The 15,126-nt window shown below is 34.0% G+C and carries 14 protein-coding genes; 8 read left to right on the top strand and 6 right to left on the bottom strand.

Features of this window, described 5'->3' with window-relative positions; genetic code table 11:
• Positions 1–6: 6 nt before the first annotated feature.
• Entirely contained in the window at positions 7–273 is a 267-nt protein-coding gene (locus HCAN_RS03770) for a HypC/HybG/HupF family hydrogenase formation chaperone (RefSeq protein WP_006655420.1), read from the bottom strand.
• A complete protein-coding gene (gene hypB / locus HCAN_RS03765) occupies positions 251–940 on the bottom strand; it encodes a hydrogenase nickel incorporation protein HypB (RefSeq protein WP_006655419.1) in 690 nt (229 codons plus the stop codon). Before hypB ends, HCAN_RS03770 begins: the two co-directional genes overlap by 23 nt.
• 131 nt (positions 941–1,071) lie before the next feature.
• Between hypB and ribA the strand changes: the two genes are divergently transcribed.
• The 8 genes from ribA (at position 1,072) to ligA (ending at position 12,145) form a co-directional block, all read left to right on the top strand.
• Complete coding sequence (gene ribA / locus HCAN_RS03760) at positions 1,072–1,662, top strand: GTP cyclohydrolase II (protein WP_172617268.1); 591 nt, start codon at positions 1,072–1,074, stop codon at positions 1,660–1,662.
• Between the two features lie 9 nt (positions 1,663–1,671).
• The gene (locus tag HCAN_RS03755) at positions 1,672–2,892 is read left to right on the top strand and encodes a molybdopterin molybdotransferase MoeA (protein WP_006655417.1); all 1,221 of its coding nucleotides are present in this window, start codon (positions 1,672–1,674) and stop codon (positions 2,890–2,892) included.
• A 306-nt stretch (positions 2,893–3,198) separates the two neighbouring features.
• Entirely contained in the window at positions 3,199–5,964 is a 2,766-nt protein-coding gene (locus HCAN_RS03745; RefSeq protein WP_006656813.1) for an autotransporter family protein, read from the top strand.
• 456 nt (positions 5,965–6,420) lie between these two features.
• Positions 6,421–7,518, top strand: coding sequence for an NAD(P)-dependent alcohol dehydrogenase (locus HCAN_RS03740; protein ID WP_006655415.1), 1,098 nt, complete (start codon positions 6,421–6,423; stop codon positions 7,516–7,518).
• A gap of 130 nt (positions 7,519–7,648) precedes the next feature.
• Positions 7,649–8,647, top strand: a complete 999-nt coding sequence (locus tag HCAN_RS03735; protein ID WP_006655414.1) for an LLM class flavin-dependent oxidoreductase — start codon at positions 7,649–7,651, stop codon at positions 8,645–8,647.
• Between the two features lie 6 nt (positions 8,648–8,653).
• Positions 8,654–9,652 carry an A/G-specific adenine glycosylase gene (gene mutY / locus HCAN_RS03730; RefSeq protein WP_006655413.1) on the top strand — a complete coding sequence of 333 codons (999 nt, stop codon included), beginning with the start codon at positions 8,654–8,656 and terminating at the stop codon, positions 9,650–9,652.
• Between the two features lie 61 nt (positions 9,653–9,713).
• The gene (luxS, locus tag HCAN_RS03725) at positions 9,714–10,196 is read left to right on the top strand and encodes an S-ribosylhomocysteine lyase (RefSeq protein WP_006655412.1); all 483 of its coding nucleotides are present in this window, start codon (positions 9,714–9,716) and stop codon (positions 10,194–10,196) included.
• A complete protein-coding gene (gene ligA / locus HCAN_RS03720; RefSeq protein WP_006655411.1) occupies positions 10,193–12,145 on the top strand; it encodes an NAD-dependent DNA ligase LigA in 1,953 nt (650 codons plus the stop codon). The genes luxS and ligA overlap by 4 nt, the downstream gene beginning before the upstream one ends.
• Positions 12,146–12,202: 57 nt before the next feature.
• Here the strand turns inward: ligA and HCAN_RS03715 are convergent, their stop codons facing one another.
• From HCAN_RS03715 to HCAN_RS03700, 4 genes are all read right to left on the bottom strand, one after another.
• Positions 12,203–12,931, bottom strand: a complete 729-nt coding sequence (locus HCAN_RS03715) for an amino acid ABC transporter ATP-binding protein (RefSeq protein WP_006656812.1) — start codon at positions 12,929–12,931, stop codon at positions 12,203–12,205.
• Positions 12,924–13,601, bottom strand: a complete 678-nt coding sequence (locus HCAN_RS03710) for an amino acid ABC transporter permease (RefSeq protein WP_006655409.1) — start codon at positions 13,599–13,601, stop codon at positions 12,924–12,926. Before HCAN_RS03710 ends, HCAN_RS03715 begins: the two co-directional genes overlap by 8 nt.
• Before the next feature lie 15 nt (positions 13,602–13,616).
• Complete coding sequence (locus HCAN_RS03705) at positions 13,617–14,348, bottom strand: basic amino acid ABC transporter substrate-binding protein (protein ID WP_006655408.1); 732 nt, start codon at positions 14,346–14,348, stop codon at positions 13,617–13,619.
• Between the two features lie 89 nt (positions 14,349–14,437).
• Positions 14,438–15,091, bottom strand: a complete 654-nt coding sequence (locus HCAN_RS03700) for an RBBP9/YdeN family alpha/beta hydrolase (RefSeq protein WP_006656811.1) — start codon at positions 15,089–15,091, stop codon at positions 14,438–14,440.
• Positions 15,092–15,126: the final 35 nt, after the last annotated feature.

Here is a 15,126-nt window from a genome sequence, read left to right as displayed (position 1 = left end):
CTTAAATCACTTTGCATTCGCGTTTTGCAATTCCCTCTCTTCTTCTTCAATAGACTTAATAATCTCTTCATAAGTCTCTAGTGAAAGCTTAGCTTGTTCTTCATCAATTTTTCCCATCACATAACCAATATGCAAAAGCACATAGTCTCCAATATTCACTTCTTCATTCATTAAATCCAAACTTGCTTCTCGCGTCACTCCAAGCGTATCTAATGTAGCAGTATTGGTATTAGAATCAATAGCAATCACTTTAGAAGGTATGGCTAGACACATAATTTTTCTCCTTATTTAATTTTAAAAAGTTGCAAAATTCTTTCATTGAATCAAGGTTGTTTTTTGAGATTAAAAACAATGGAATCTCTTTTTTAAGCTTTGCTAAATCCTCTTTAACTCGTGAAATTTGAAATTCAAAAACTTCTATTAAATCACTCTTAGAAATCACCACCGCATCTGCACATAAAAAGATTGTAGGATACTTTAAAACCTTATCATCACCTTCTGAAGTAGAAAGCAAAACAATATTCATATTTGCCCCCAAATCATAACTTGCAGGACAAACCAAATTACCCACATTCTCAATAAATAAAAAGTTCTTTAAATCCCCTTGTTGATTTAGCTTCTCCAAGGCATCTTTAACCATTAATGCCTCTAAATGACAAGCTTCACCTGTTGTAATTTGATACGCATTCACTCCATACTTTGCCAATCTTTCTGCATCGCGATTGGTTTGCAAATCCCCTTCTATAACACTAAAATCTAGTAAATGATTCTTAGCAATGTTTTCTAACAAAGTTGTTTTACCACTTCCAGGAGAACTCATAAGATTCACCACAAATAAATCATTATTTTGATAAAACTGCCTTAATTTGATTGCTTCTTCATCGTTTTTTGAAAGAATCCGCATACTCACTTCAATATTTTTTTTACTAGGATTATCCATAAAACACCTTAGATTCTAAGAAATTTTCATAACGATTCTATCAAAAATAAAATAACTTCTTGCTTTTTTATCGCAAATTGGCTAAATTATCACTTTTTAAAAGCAATTATCATTTTACTTATTAGGATAAAATAATGAATATACAAATTTCAAATGAAGCCAATCTTCCAACAAGATTTGGAAATTTTAAAATACGCTCCTTTAGAGAAACTAAAACAATCTCTAATGAAACTTATCTTCTTGAACATCTTGTTATTAAAACAAAAGAAATTCCACAAAATCCTTTAGTTAGAGTGCATTCAGAGTGCCTAACTGGAGATGCACTAGGGAGTTTAAAATGCGATTGTGGTGGAGAATTACAAGAAGCCCTAAAGCTCATCTCCAAAGAACAAGGAATGGTAATCTATCTACGCCAAGAAGGTCGTGGAATAGGACTTTTTAACAAAGTTAATGCCTATGCACTACAAGATGAAGGGCTAGATACTCTAGAGGCTAATTTAAAATTAGGATTTAAAGGTGATGAGAGAGATTATGCGATTGTAAAAACTATTTTAGAATATTACAATCTCAAAAAAATCCGTCTGCTAACCAACAATCCTGCAAAAATTAATTATTTCTCAAATTTTATAGAAGTGGAACGCACACCCATTATCATTCCTTGCAATGAACATAATGCACATTACCTTGAAGTCAAAAAAGAAAAAATGGGACATCTCCTCTAAGGGCAAACTATGCAAGAAAAAATCTCATACACACAAGCCAAAGAAATCCTAAACTTACAAAACATCTTCCCCAAAGGTATAGAGAGAGTTTTTTTACATGAATCTTTAAATAGAATTCTCTCACAAGATATTTTTGCTCCTAGCGATATGCCAGCACTTAATCTCTCCAATATGGATGGATATGCGATTTATTCTGTTATGGCAAAAAATGCTAATGAAAGTTTTGAAATCTTGCAAGAAAACCCCGCAGGAAATAAAGAAATCTTAGAACTTCCAACCAACAAACCTTGTGCGATAAAAACTTTCACTGGTGCAGCAATCCCAAAAAACGCCGATATGCTCGTGCCAATAGAATGGGTAGAAGTCAAGGATAATCGTCTTATTATCAAGCAGATTCCAAAAATAGGAGAATTCATCCGCAAAAAAGGCGACAACTATAAAAAAGGCGAAAAACTTCTCTCAAAAGGCACGAAAATAAACTCTCATCATATCGGACTTTTAGCAAGTCTTAATCAAGTCTTTGTCGAAGTCTATGAAAGACCAAAAGTAGGGATTTTAGTCAATGGAAATGAAATTGTAGAGCTTGGAGAAAATAGTGATTTGCCAAACTCCATTTACAATACAAATGGGCATTTGCTTTATGCAAAGATTCTAGAAAACGGCGGAATCCCAAAGTTATATCCCATCTTAAAAGATAATAAAGAGCAAATCCAATCTTGCCTCCAAACTGCACTAAGCGAATGCGATTTGATTCTCTCTACAGGGGGTGCAAGTGTTGGAGATTATGATTTTATTAGACAAATTTCACAACAGCAAGAAGAACAAGTAGTTTTTAGAGGAGTGCGCATTAAACCAGGTCAGCATATACTTTATGCGCATTTTGGAGGGAAGCAGTTTTTTGGATTACCAGGTTTTCCAAACTCCACCTTGGTAACTTTTGAACTTTTTGCAAAAATCATTTTAGTAAAACTTTGTGGCAGCAAACCTCACCAAGAATCCATTCAAGTAACCTTAGATGAAGATTTACAAAAAAATGATTCAAGATTAGAATTTAGAGTGTGCAATGTAAGGAATCAAGCAGGGATTTTTAGCATTGATTTTCTTGGCAAAAAAGACTTTCAAAGTGCTATTTTAAATAATTTCTGCCCTTTAGATGATTCAAGGGTTGGCTTAGCAATCCTAGAAAATCAAACCAAAAAAGGCGAATCAATTGAAGTCTTACTCCTATAAGACTTCCTACCACTCCACTATTTTTGCTGATTCTATTTTTATTTATTTTATTAAAATGATTAAAAAAGAATTTAAATTAGGCTTTCGATTCAAAAGGGCTGAAACCTACAAATATCTGCTTATAAATCTAACTCTCTCAAACCCAAACAAACAACTCTATAGTTAATATAAAAAACTCCCAACACTATTTTTATAATCCCAATAGCTAAAATTAATATAAATCATAAATATTTCTCATTTTAAGCAAAAAATAAGGGGGGGGGGGGGACATAATAATATCTCATTTTATTATTTTAAGGAGAATGAATGAAAATTTCAATCGCAGCAAGTCGAGTTTTGACAAGCTTAGGTGTAGTTGCTGCCTTATCAAGCAGTGCTATGGCAGCGAGTGGCAATCAAAATAACACAGGAAGCAGCATACAAACAATCACTACTGCTTCTGTTATAGATAGCACAACTTTTAAAAATAATTTTAAAGAGAATGTAAAAGGAAATTGGCAATTTAATAATGTTAATGCGGATTTAACTTTAGGATTTGATGCGACACAGATTAGATCAGAAACAAACACCCTTCAGAATCTTGATATAACTGCTAACAAAGTTACAATTACAGAACCTATTGGCGGATACTATCCAGATGAAATTTCCAATGCAGTCCCAGACATAGGTGGAATATCCCCATCTGGTCAAGCTTTTTCTTTTAATATTAATGCTAAGCAAGTTATATTTGATGGATCATTAGTTGGAATTTATAAAGATTCTAATATTGTAGGTGATGCCACATTTCAGAATAATGCTTTATTGAGTGTCATAGGGCATGATTTAAATATCAAAGGTAATGCAAATTTTCTAGGCAATGATAGCGATGTTCATTTGTTGCAACTCGGAAAGGTTAATGTTGAAAAAAATCTAACTATGGCAAATAGTCATTTTCAATTTAATGCGGGGGCACAAACTGCTACCCAAAATGGAACATTACCAAGCGTTGATTCAAACCAACCTGACTACTATAACTCTATATTATCTACTTGGAATTTTACAGATTGGGGGATCTATGTAAATCAAGAAGCAAATATTACAAATAGTAAATTTGGATTTTTTAGTGCTGACTTACCACTTGGACAAATGAATATTATCCATGCGGATAAATTCAACAATGATGTCCTAACAAGTAACGAAATAGGAACAATCTATTACTTTAAATATATTTCTTCATTGCTTACTAAACCAACTATCTTAAAACCTTATACATTTGTTGTTGAAATTACAAACACCAACTCTTTAGATGGCGTAACTTATACACTCAATCTTTCAGAGGATGGCAAAACCCTTTATATTAATGGGCAACTTAGTGAAGATTTTGCCAAAGATGATTTAACAAGCCTTAAAAATATTACCACAAGTCTCATTAAGACAGAACAAGGCTATATCACAAAAGCAAAAGAACAATTAAATACAATACAATGGAATTTAGAAACTAAAAAAGGAATGCTAGATTCTCAAAAAGTTGGTTTAGAAAATACAATCAAAGTAGCAGAAGAACAAGTCAAAAAACTTAATGATCAACTTGTAGCGGCAACAGATGTGGCAAAAAAAGAAGAAATTCAAAAACAAATCGATACCGAAAATGACAAGATTGCTACAAATCGAAAACTTCTTAATGAAGCAACAAATGAACTTAATGCTACTACTACTGAACTTAAAGCCATTGCAGATGCTATGACAGATTTAACCTACAGATACACTAACCTTACAGAAAATGCTGGGAAAATTAATACTGCTACAGAAACTAACATTAAAGACCTTATGTTGCAAACTCTTGCACCAAAAATTAATCAAGGGGATTATTCATTGGCTGATGAAATTCTAAAAATAACCAAAATAAGAACTGACAATATCCTCTTTGGTGGAATTTTATTTGATATGAATAATAAACTAACTTCAATCGTTTCTGCAGCAAAAGCTTCAGGAAATACAGGTGAATCACTTGGAATCTTATCTAGTATTGCAGGCTCTAACATTCATAATCAACAAGTAATGCAAGTAATTACTAACCAAAGATTCTTTAAAGACACAAGAGATGCTGCTAGAAGTGCTACAAGCTTTGCAGATGCTTCTTCATCAGCAATGACTGCGGTTAATGTTTCTAATGATATGGCAATTGGTTCTAGAATCGCAAGAGCTAACAATCCTTTCCAATCACTTTCTAAAGAAAGATTTGCTTCTATCCAAAGCGATGCACCTTATAAATACTATGAAACTTACAATGCAGCAGTATGGGCAAATGCTTTTGGTGGTGCTAATATCATTGATGGAGAATCAGGTGGCGTATATGGAATTAGCGTAGGTGCTGATAAAAATATCACTGATGATATTTTAGTGGGTGTTTATTTCACTTATGCAAATGCAGAATTACAAGACAAACTCTTAAAACAAGATTCTGATAACTTCCAATTGGGTATTTACTCTCAAATTAAAATTGCTCCAACTTGGGAATTAAACTTAAAAGCTTATGGACAACTAGGTAAAACTGATCAAGATGTTACAAGCATTGCTGGTATCAACACTTCAGACTTTGATCAAAAATTCTTTGGATTAAGTGCAAATGTAGGTAAAGTATTTGATCTTAGCAATAGCTGGTTCTTAAAACCATTTGCAGGAGCAAATTACTATTATTCTTATACACCTGATTATACAGAGAAAGGAAGTATTTTAGCTCAACATGTTCGATCTAATACTAACAACTCTGTAAGCTTAGAAGTAGGTTTAGAAAGTAGAAAATACTTCAGTGAATCATCTTACTTGTTTATCACTCCAAAAATTGAACAATATGTAATCAATAATGGAGATGATTATGTAGGTAGATTTGCTGGTTCAACTACAAGCTTTAGAATCGCTTCTGCTGAGAAAAAGAAAACTTATGGACAACTTATCGTTGGTGGTAACATCGCTATCAATGATTCTTTATCTTTAAATGCAGGAATTGGTGCTAAACAAATCTTAGCAGGTAAAGTAGATTCTAAAAATGAAACTTATCTCAATGGTAACATTGGAGTAAAATATAGATTCTAATCAACTACCAAGTAAGTTTTAGTTTGGAGATAGCTACTTAAGCTTCTCCAAAAAATCTAAATAGTTTTAAACATATAGTTAATGCAACGCAATAAAAGAAGAATTAAAAAAAACTTCATTCCTTCTATGTAGAATTAATTTAAAATTTCATTTTTATCTCTAGCTTAGGCTAGGGATAACTCCGCTGGTTAATACAAAACACGATTTATAAAGATAAAACCTATTGAGCTTACTTATATGGAAAAAGGCATTAAAAGCTTAAATAAGTAGTTTTTGATAAGTCACGCAAGATTGATTTCTATTTTAAAATCAAAACCTTTAAATCTTATTTACTACTAAGTGCTATATAGCATTAAAGTTTAGTGGTTTTTTATTCATTTTTTAATCGATTCTCTTGACTTAGAGTAACTCTCATCTTTTATAATTACATTTTTATTTTTTATCTAAGGAGATGAGATGTTATTAGATTCAAACCTCAATGAAATCAAAGAAGGCAAAAGAATCACCGCCAAAGGTTATGCGGTGCAACACAAAGATGATACCTTCAAGCCTTTTGAATTTTCTCGCCACGCTTTGGGGGAAAGCGACATTTTAATCGAGATTTTATATGCTGGAATCTGCCATAGCGATATCCACTCTGCACGCAGTGAGTGGCATAAGGGAATCTATCCTATGGTGCCAGGACACGAAATAGCAGGGCGTGTTGTGGCAGTTGGTAGCAAGGTAAGCAAATTTAAAGTCGGAGATTATGCAGGGGTTGGTTGTATGGTCAATTCTTGTGGGGAATGCGAAGCGTGTAAGGCAAGTAACGAGCAGTATTGCGAACGCGGTATGGTCGCTACTTATGATTGCAAAGATTATTGCCATAATGATGAGCCTACTTATGGTGGATATTCTAACAACATTGTAGTAAGCGAAAAGTTTGCTGTAACGGTGCCACAAGATGCCCCACTTGAAAAGGTCGCACCATTGCTTTGCGCAGGGATTACTACGTATGCACCACTGAAATTTAGCAAGGTAAAGGCTGGAGATAAAGTCGCTGTAGCAGGGTTTGGTGGGCTTGGTATGATGGCACTTAAATATGCTAAGCAAATGGGTGCTGAAGTGTTTATTTTTGCAAGAAACAAAAACAAAGAACAAGATGCCCTCAAACTCGGCGCTACAAAGCTATATGACACGACAGATCCTAAAGTTGTTACAGAACGATTTGATCTTATTATTTCCACTATTCCTACGCCTTATGACATTACCGCATATCTCAAGCTCCTTAAGCTTGGTGGAGAAATGGGAATTGTTGGGCTTCCACCTTCTGAAGTGGATCCAAAAATTGGAGCGCAAGGACTTATTTTTAATGCACACAAAAAAGTGTATGGCTCACTCATTGGCGGTATGAAAGAAACTCAAGAAATGCTAGATTTTTCGCTAAAACACAAAATCTATCCAGAGACAGAAATTATTGCAGCAAATCAAATCAATGAAGCATATGAAAATCTCACAACAGGCAAGGCAAAATTCCGCTATGTCATCGATATGAAAACGCTTGAAGACAATTAAAAAAAAAGTAGAATTCTTAATAACCCTTAAGGATTCTACAATCTTTCAAACAAAAATCATTTCTTTTTTCTCTAAAGATTCCAAATATTTTTGTTAAAATAACAAAATACATTCAAAAAGGAGTCATCTTTTGAGAAGTGGAATCTTTACACTTATGGAAAATTGGCATAATAATGAAGCAGAAGCCATTTTAAATTCTTTAGAAATAATTAAATATTGCGATTCATTAGGTTTAGATGAAGCTTGGATTGGAGAACATCATTTCAACAATTTTACTCTCTGTTCAGCCACTACAACTCTAATTAGTGCAGCACTCGCACAAACTCAAAACATCAAAATAGGAAGTGCAGCTATTTTACTCCCACATTATCATCCCATTCAAATTGCAGAAAAAATTGCAACACTTGATCTACTCTCTAAAGGGCGTTTTCTCTTTGGATTTGCAAGAGGTGCATTTCCTATCTTTAATATTGATAGAGGAAATAATCCAGAAAATAACCGCGAAATTATGTTAGAAAATGCACAAATTGTGCATCAATTGCTTTTTAAAGAACAAGTTAATTTTAGTGGGAATTTTTTTGAAATCAATAATGTAAGTATCCGCCCTCATCCACGCGGTTTAATTCCTTTTTATGTTGCCAGCGATAATGATGAAACGCTCCAAAAAGTAGCCACTTTAGGGTATAATTTCCTTGGCTCCTTAACACTGAAAGAAAATCGCGCACAACAGATTCATCAAATTTTCAAAAACAACCATCCTAAAAAATACGAATTCACACTCACAAGAGCATTTTATGTAGATGACAATCGTGAAGTCGCTGAAGAAAAGGCACAAATGGGCGTGGATATTTTCACACAATGTATGCTTAGGGCTAATGAAAGTAATCCAACCTTTGAATCCATTATCAAAACAAGCGATTATGAAGAATTTAGGGCTGAATTTTTCAATAAAGACAAAATACTTGAAACAATGATTGTTGGAACTCCCAGCGATTGTATCGAGCAAATTTTAGAGATTAAAAAACAATATATGCCTGATTCTCTAGCTCTCAAACTTCTCTCGCCTAGCCTTGAAGATTCTAAAAATATTTTAAAAACCTACAAAGAAACAATCCTTCCAAATCTCTAACTAACGATGAATTTACCCCTTTTGCATTCTAGCATTCTTTTATGGTATGAAAAAAAAGGGCGTAAATCTCTCCCTTGGCGTGATAAAACCTCAAAAAATCGTGCTTATAGAGTTTTGGTAAGTGAAATTATGCTACAACAAACCCAAGTTAAAACGATTCTAGAACGATTTTATTTTCCTTTTTTAGAAAAATTTCCCACCCTAGAAACTCTCTCTAAGGCTAAGGAAGAAGAAGTTTTATTGCAATGGCGCGGACTTGGGTATTATACTCGCGCAAGAAATCTCTTAAAATGCGCTAAGATTTGTTGTGAATCTCATAAAGGTATCCTACCCAAAGATATAGAATCTCTCCAAAAGCTTCCAGGGATTGGTCGCTACACTGCAGGGGCGATTGCTTGTTTTGGTTATGATAGAGCAGTGAGTTTTGTTGATTCTAATATCAAACGAATCTTAACGCGTTTCTTTGCCTTGCAATCCCCTAGCCCAAAACTCCTTGAATCAAAGGCAAAGACAATCCTTAACACACAAGAACCTTTTAATCATAATCAAGCCCTTTTAGACATTGGCGCTACTCTCTGCACTCCTAAAAATCCCAAATGCACACAATGCCCACTCCAGCCCTTTTGCCAAGGCAAAGAAAATCCTACATTCTACACACCCACTAAAAAAACTGCTTTACTAAAACAAACTTTAGAGATTGGAATCTTTATTCAAGATTCCAAATTTGCTTTAACCAAAAGCCAAACTAAGCTTTATTATAACCTTTATAATTTCCCCCTTATCTCACCTCCCAAATCCCACCAAACTAACAAGCTAGGAATCCTCAAACACGCTTATACCAAATACAATTTAACACTTCATCTCTACTCACTGCAATCTCAAGAACTACTCCAGCAAACCCAGCAAAAAATTGAATTTTTTACCCAAGAAGAACTCAAAAATCTCCCTATTTCAAGTATGACTTTAAAAATTTTAGACTTTTTAAAGAAAAGCACTATTAATTAAACTTTTTATGAATATTTTTTTTGTAAGATTCTGCCATTTATTTTTATTCTAAAGGATACTTATGCCACTCTTAGATAGCTTCAAAGTTGATCACAAAAAAATGCCTGCTCCAGCAGTGCGACTAGGCAAAGTTATGCACACTCCAAAAGGTGATGAAATTTGCGTCTTTGATTTACGCTTTTGCAAACCCAATGTGGAGATTCTAAGCCAAGAAGGAATCCACACTCTAGAGCATCTTTTTGCGGGGTTTATGCGCGAACATTTAAATAGCGATAAAGTTGAAATTATCGATATTTCACCTATGGGTTGTCGCACAGGATTTTATATGAGCTTAATTGGCAAACCAAGCCCTGAAGCTGTGAAAAATGCTTGGGAAGCAAGTATGAAAGATATTTTAGAGGTTAATGAGATTCCAGAAGCCAATGAACTGCAATGCGGCACTTACAAAATGCACTCTTTAGATGCTGCCAAAGAAATTGCAAGAGATACGCTAAATAAGGGAATTGGAATTATGGATAATGAATCATTAAAGCTTAATTTATGAGCTATGATTCTTATTTAGAAGCCATTAAAACACTGAATTTATGGGCTAAACACTATTATATTTTAGATGATCCCATAGCTAGCGATGAAGAGTATGATGCACTCTATCATCAAATCAAAGAATTTGAAGCAAACAATCCCACACAAATTTCCAAAGATTCTCCAACCCAAAGAGTTGGGGATCGCATTTTAGAATCTTTTAACAAATCCGAACACATAGAGCGTATGTGGAGCTTGGATGATATTTTTAATACTCAAGAATTACAAGATTGGATTAACAGAGTTAGCAAGGACGAAAATCTAAATTTTACTATTGATCCCAAATTTGATGGTGCTAGTCTCAATTTGCTTTATGAAAATGGAATATTGCAAAAAGCTACCACAAGAGGGGATGGATTCATCGGAGAAGAAGTTACTCAAAATGCCAAAACCATTCCTAGCATTCCCCTTAGCATTCCTTATACTGATAAAATAGAAATCCGTGGGGAATGCGTGATTGCCAAAGATGATTTTGAAGCTATCAATCAAGAGAGGCTAGAAAATGGGGAAGCACTTTTTGCAAATCCGCGTAATGCAGCCGCTGGAAGCTTAAGGCAATTAGATTCTAAAATCACTTCAAAACGCAAACTACAATTTATCCCTTGGGGTGTGGGGTTTTGTCAAATCAATGAAGAGAGCTTTTTTGCACTAATGGAGAAAATTCGCTCCTTTGGATTCATAGCTTCACCTTTCTCTAAGCTCTGCTCAAACTTACAAGCAATAGAAGATTCTTATCAAAATCTCATTTCTAAGCGTGATTCTTATCCCATTACACTTGATGGAATGGTGATTAGAGTGGATAATATTCCACTGCAAAAATCTCTAGGCTTTACCATAAAAGCTCCACGCTTTGCCTGTGCATACAAATTTCCCGCTATTGAAAAAAAGGCAAAAATTTTAGACATTGTTTTACAAGTTGGTAGAACGGGAGTTATTACCCCTGTGGCTATCCTAGAACCTGTGATGATTGAGGGAGCAAAAGTTAGCCGTGCAACCTTGCATAACTTTGATGAAATCAAAAAAAAAGATATTTTAATTAATGATTCTGTTATTCTTATTCGCAGTGGAGATGTGATACCAAAAATCATTAAATCACTGCCTACCTTACGCGATGGCACGCAAAAACAATGTAAAATGCCAACGCACTGCCCTATTTGCAATAGTGAGCTACTTATTGAAGAAAAACTCATCAAATGCCAAAATTTAAATTGTAAAGCAAGGGTAAAAAACTCGCTTATTCACTTTATAAGCAAAAAGGCACTTAATATTGATGGGCTTGGCAAAAGAATTATCGATTTACTCTTTGAGCTTGGAAAGATTACCAAAATTGAAGATATTTTTTCACTTCAATATGAAGATTTAGAAGGCTTAGAAGGATTTAAAGACAAAAAGATTCACAACCTTTTAAATGCTATCAAACAGGCTAAAGGGATTGATTTATGGCGTTTTATTAATGCTTTAGGAATCGAACATATTGGCGAGGGTGCGAGTAAAAAACTTGCAAATACCTTTGGCAATGACTTTTATCATAAGAGTTTTGAAGATTTTGTGGTGCTTGATGGCTTTGGGGAAGAAATGGCAAACTCACTTGTAGAATTTTGCCATGTCAATCAAGAAAGAATCAATCATCTCCTAGCGATTCTACAACCCAAATGCAATCAAAGCACCACCAATGCAAATCTTAGCAATCAAACCTTTGTCATCACTGGCACACTCTCACAAAAAAGAGAAGTGTATCAAGAGATTCTAGAATCACTAGGCGCAAAAGTCTCTAGTAGTGTCTCAAAAAAGACAAATTTTCTACTCTGTGGAGAAGAGGCAGGATCCAAGCTCACTAAGGCTCAAGAACTTGGAGTAAAAGTTATTAGCGAAGAGGATTTTTGGAATCTTATTCAAGAAACCAAAAAATAACACAAAAATATTGATAAGATTCTTGCGGTCAAGCTAGTGTTAGTTTCTAAGGATAAATTATTTATCCAAAACTTTATGCAAGAAATCTTTCACTCTTTGGTTTTTTGGATTAGTAAAAAACTTATTGGGCGATTCATCTTCGATGATTTTACCCTCGCTCATAAAAAGAATCCGACTCGCCACATTTTTGGCAAATCCCATTTCGTGAGTTACAATCATCATTGTCATACCCTCTTTTGCCAAATCTTTCATTACATCTAGCACTTCTTTAATCATTTCTGGATCTAAAGAAGAAGTGGGCTCATCAAAAAGCATAATCTCTGGCTCCATAGCCAAAGCCCTAGCAATAGCGATTCTTTGTTTCTGCCCACCTGAAAGCTTATTTGGATATACATCTTTTTTGGAAACCAAGCCAACCTTGTTTAGTAAATCTATTGCTTTTTTATAAGCCATTTCTTTTGGAATTTTCTTAAGTTTCATTGGTGCTAAAGTGATATTTTCTATCACTTTTTTATGGGGGAATAAATTAAAATGCTGAAAAACCATTCCCAATTTTTGGCGAACAAGATTAATATCCACTGACTTATCCATAATATTTTGCCCATCAATAATGATCTGACCGCAACTTGGATCTTCCATTCTATTAATACATCGCAAAAAGGTAGATTTACCACTTCCAGAAGGTCCAATAATAGCAATTACTTCCCCTTTAGAAACTTCTACATTAATCCCTTTTAAAACTTCTATTTCTCCAAATTTTTTATGCAAATTCTCTATTTTAATCACTTTCTTTTAGCCTTTTCTCAACTTTTCGCATTAACATCGCAAAAATAGAAGTTAAAATTAAATAAATAATTCCCACTGCAAGTAAAGGCTCAATAGCCCGATAAGTTTGACTTGTTATAATATTTGCAGCCCTTAGTAAATCCACACCACCAATAAAACCCACAATTGAAGTTTCCTTTAATAAAGCAATAAATTCACTCACTAAAGGCGGTAAAATTCTCTTAATAGCTTGAGGAATAATAATTTCTTTCATTGATAGGGCATAACCCATTCCCAAAGCCCTTGCTGCTTCCATTTGTCCTTTATCAAGCCCAGCAATTCCTGCACGAATAATCTCGGCAACATAAGCCCCAGAATTAATCCCAAAAGCAATGGCAGCAATTAACAAAATAGGCATATCACGCAATGCTCCCACAAAGACAATATTTGCCCATATCATCAATTGCACCACAACAGGAGTTCCGCGTATAATATACACATAAGCAAAAGCTAGTTTAGATAAAACCTTCCAAGTAGAAAGCTGCATTAATGCTATTAAAATACCCAATGCGATTCCAATTAATGCTGAAAGCGCGGTAGTGGCAATGGAAAACCCTAATCCTTCTACTAAATACCAATATCGGTTTTCATTAATAAAGACTTCTTTTAATATCTCCAAATACTCTAGCATATTTTCTCAAAGCCCTTAATCAAAATATTTAGCTATCAAAGCATCATAAGTTCCATTTTCTTTGATCTTTTTTAAAGCCTCATTGACTTTTTGTAATAGCTCTACCTCATCTTTTCTCATCGCAATAGCATATTCCTCATTTGCCGCATCACTTTGGATTAATTTTAAGTCTTGATTATGAGCAGCATAATTTTTTGCAGTTTCATAATCCAAAACAACCGCTTCCACCTTGTGCGATTTCAAAGCCAAAATCAAATCTGATGCGGTATTAAATTTTTGCACAGATACATTAGGCAATTTACTCACTACCAAATCTCCTGTAAATCCTAGTGCAACTCCAACTACTTTTCCTGATAAATCCGAAAAATTTCCAATATTTTGATTTTCGCTATTAACTAAAATAACTTGAGTAGAATTAAAATAAGAATCAGAAAAATTAACAAACTTTTTGCGATTTTCTGTTACTGTCATACCAGAGATAATCATATCAATTTTTCCTAATTCTAATGCAGGCAATAACCCATCAAATTGAATATCCATAAACTCAACTTCAATCCCAGAAATCTTAGCAATTTCTCGCATTAAATCCACATCAAATCCGACAATATTCTTCCCTTCTCTATACTCAAAAGGTGCAAAATCCGCATTCATACCTACATAAACTTTAGATTTTTCTTCCTTTTTTTCACAACCAAAGAAAGCTATCAATGCCAAAATAATTGAAAATATCTTAAGAAAATTTTTCATTTTTCTTCCTTTATAAGTCATTTTAATTTGCAAATCTTTTGTGTATTGTAGCACAATCTATAGCAAATATAAATGCTCTTAAGGATTCTCTATTTTTTAGATTCTGCAGGGAAATTTTGAAAAACTTCTATCACAAGTGGTAAGTCTGTGTAGCCTTCAGATTCCATAAAATGACCGCCTTTTTGCGTTTGGATAAAATCCGCGTCTAAAGATTTGGCAAGTTTGTAGCTTAAATCAGTAGGCACGATTGCATCATCTTTGGCAGAAATCACCACACGATTTTTAATCACATTTTTTAGGATTTGGTAGTTTGGCTTTTTGTCCGTGAAACTTCCAAAAATAGGCAATTTTTTTAACTCTTCATCAAAAGGAGAAACCAAAACCACGCCACCGACTTGAAAGCCTTTATCTTGTGATTTAAGTGTTTCACTTAAAAAATGCAAAGTTGCTATGCCACCTAGTGAATGCGTGATAAAATAAGTATCCCTATCAATCTTTTGAATCTCTTTTTGCATAGCACCAAGCCATTCTTTTAACACAGGTTTATCTGCATTAGGCAGATTTAAGATATTGACTTTATATCCCTCTTTGCTTAGTTTTTGTGCTACAGCATTAAACCACCCATAATTGCTAGTGCTTTTATAGCCGTGGATAATATAAACATCTTTGCCAAAGACATTCACAGATAATGCAATCAAAAAAACTAATACAATACTAAATTGCTTTGATATAACTCGCAACATTATAAACTCCTTTTGTTTTTTAATTTTTGTTTTAT

The sequence above is a fragment of the Helicobacter canadensis MIT 98-5491 genome, from assembly GCF_000162575.1.
In the GTDB taxonomy this organism is placed as follows: Bacteria; Campylobacterota; Campylobacteria; order Campylobacterales; family Helicobacteraceae; genus Helicobacter_D; species Helicobacter_D canadensis.
This window is presented reverse-complemented; position numbering and strand designations above follow the sequence as displayed.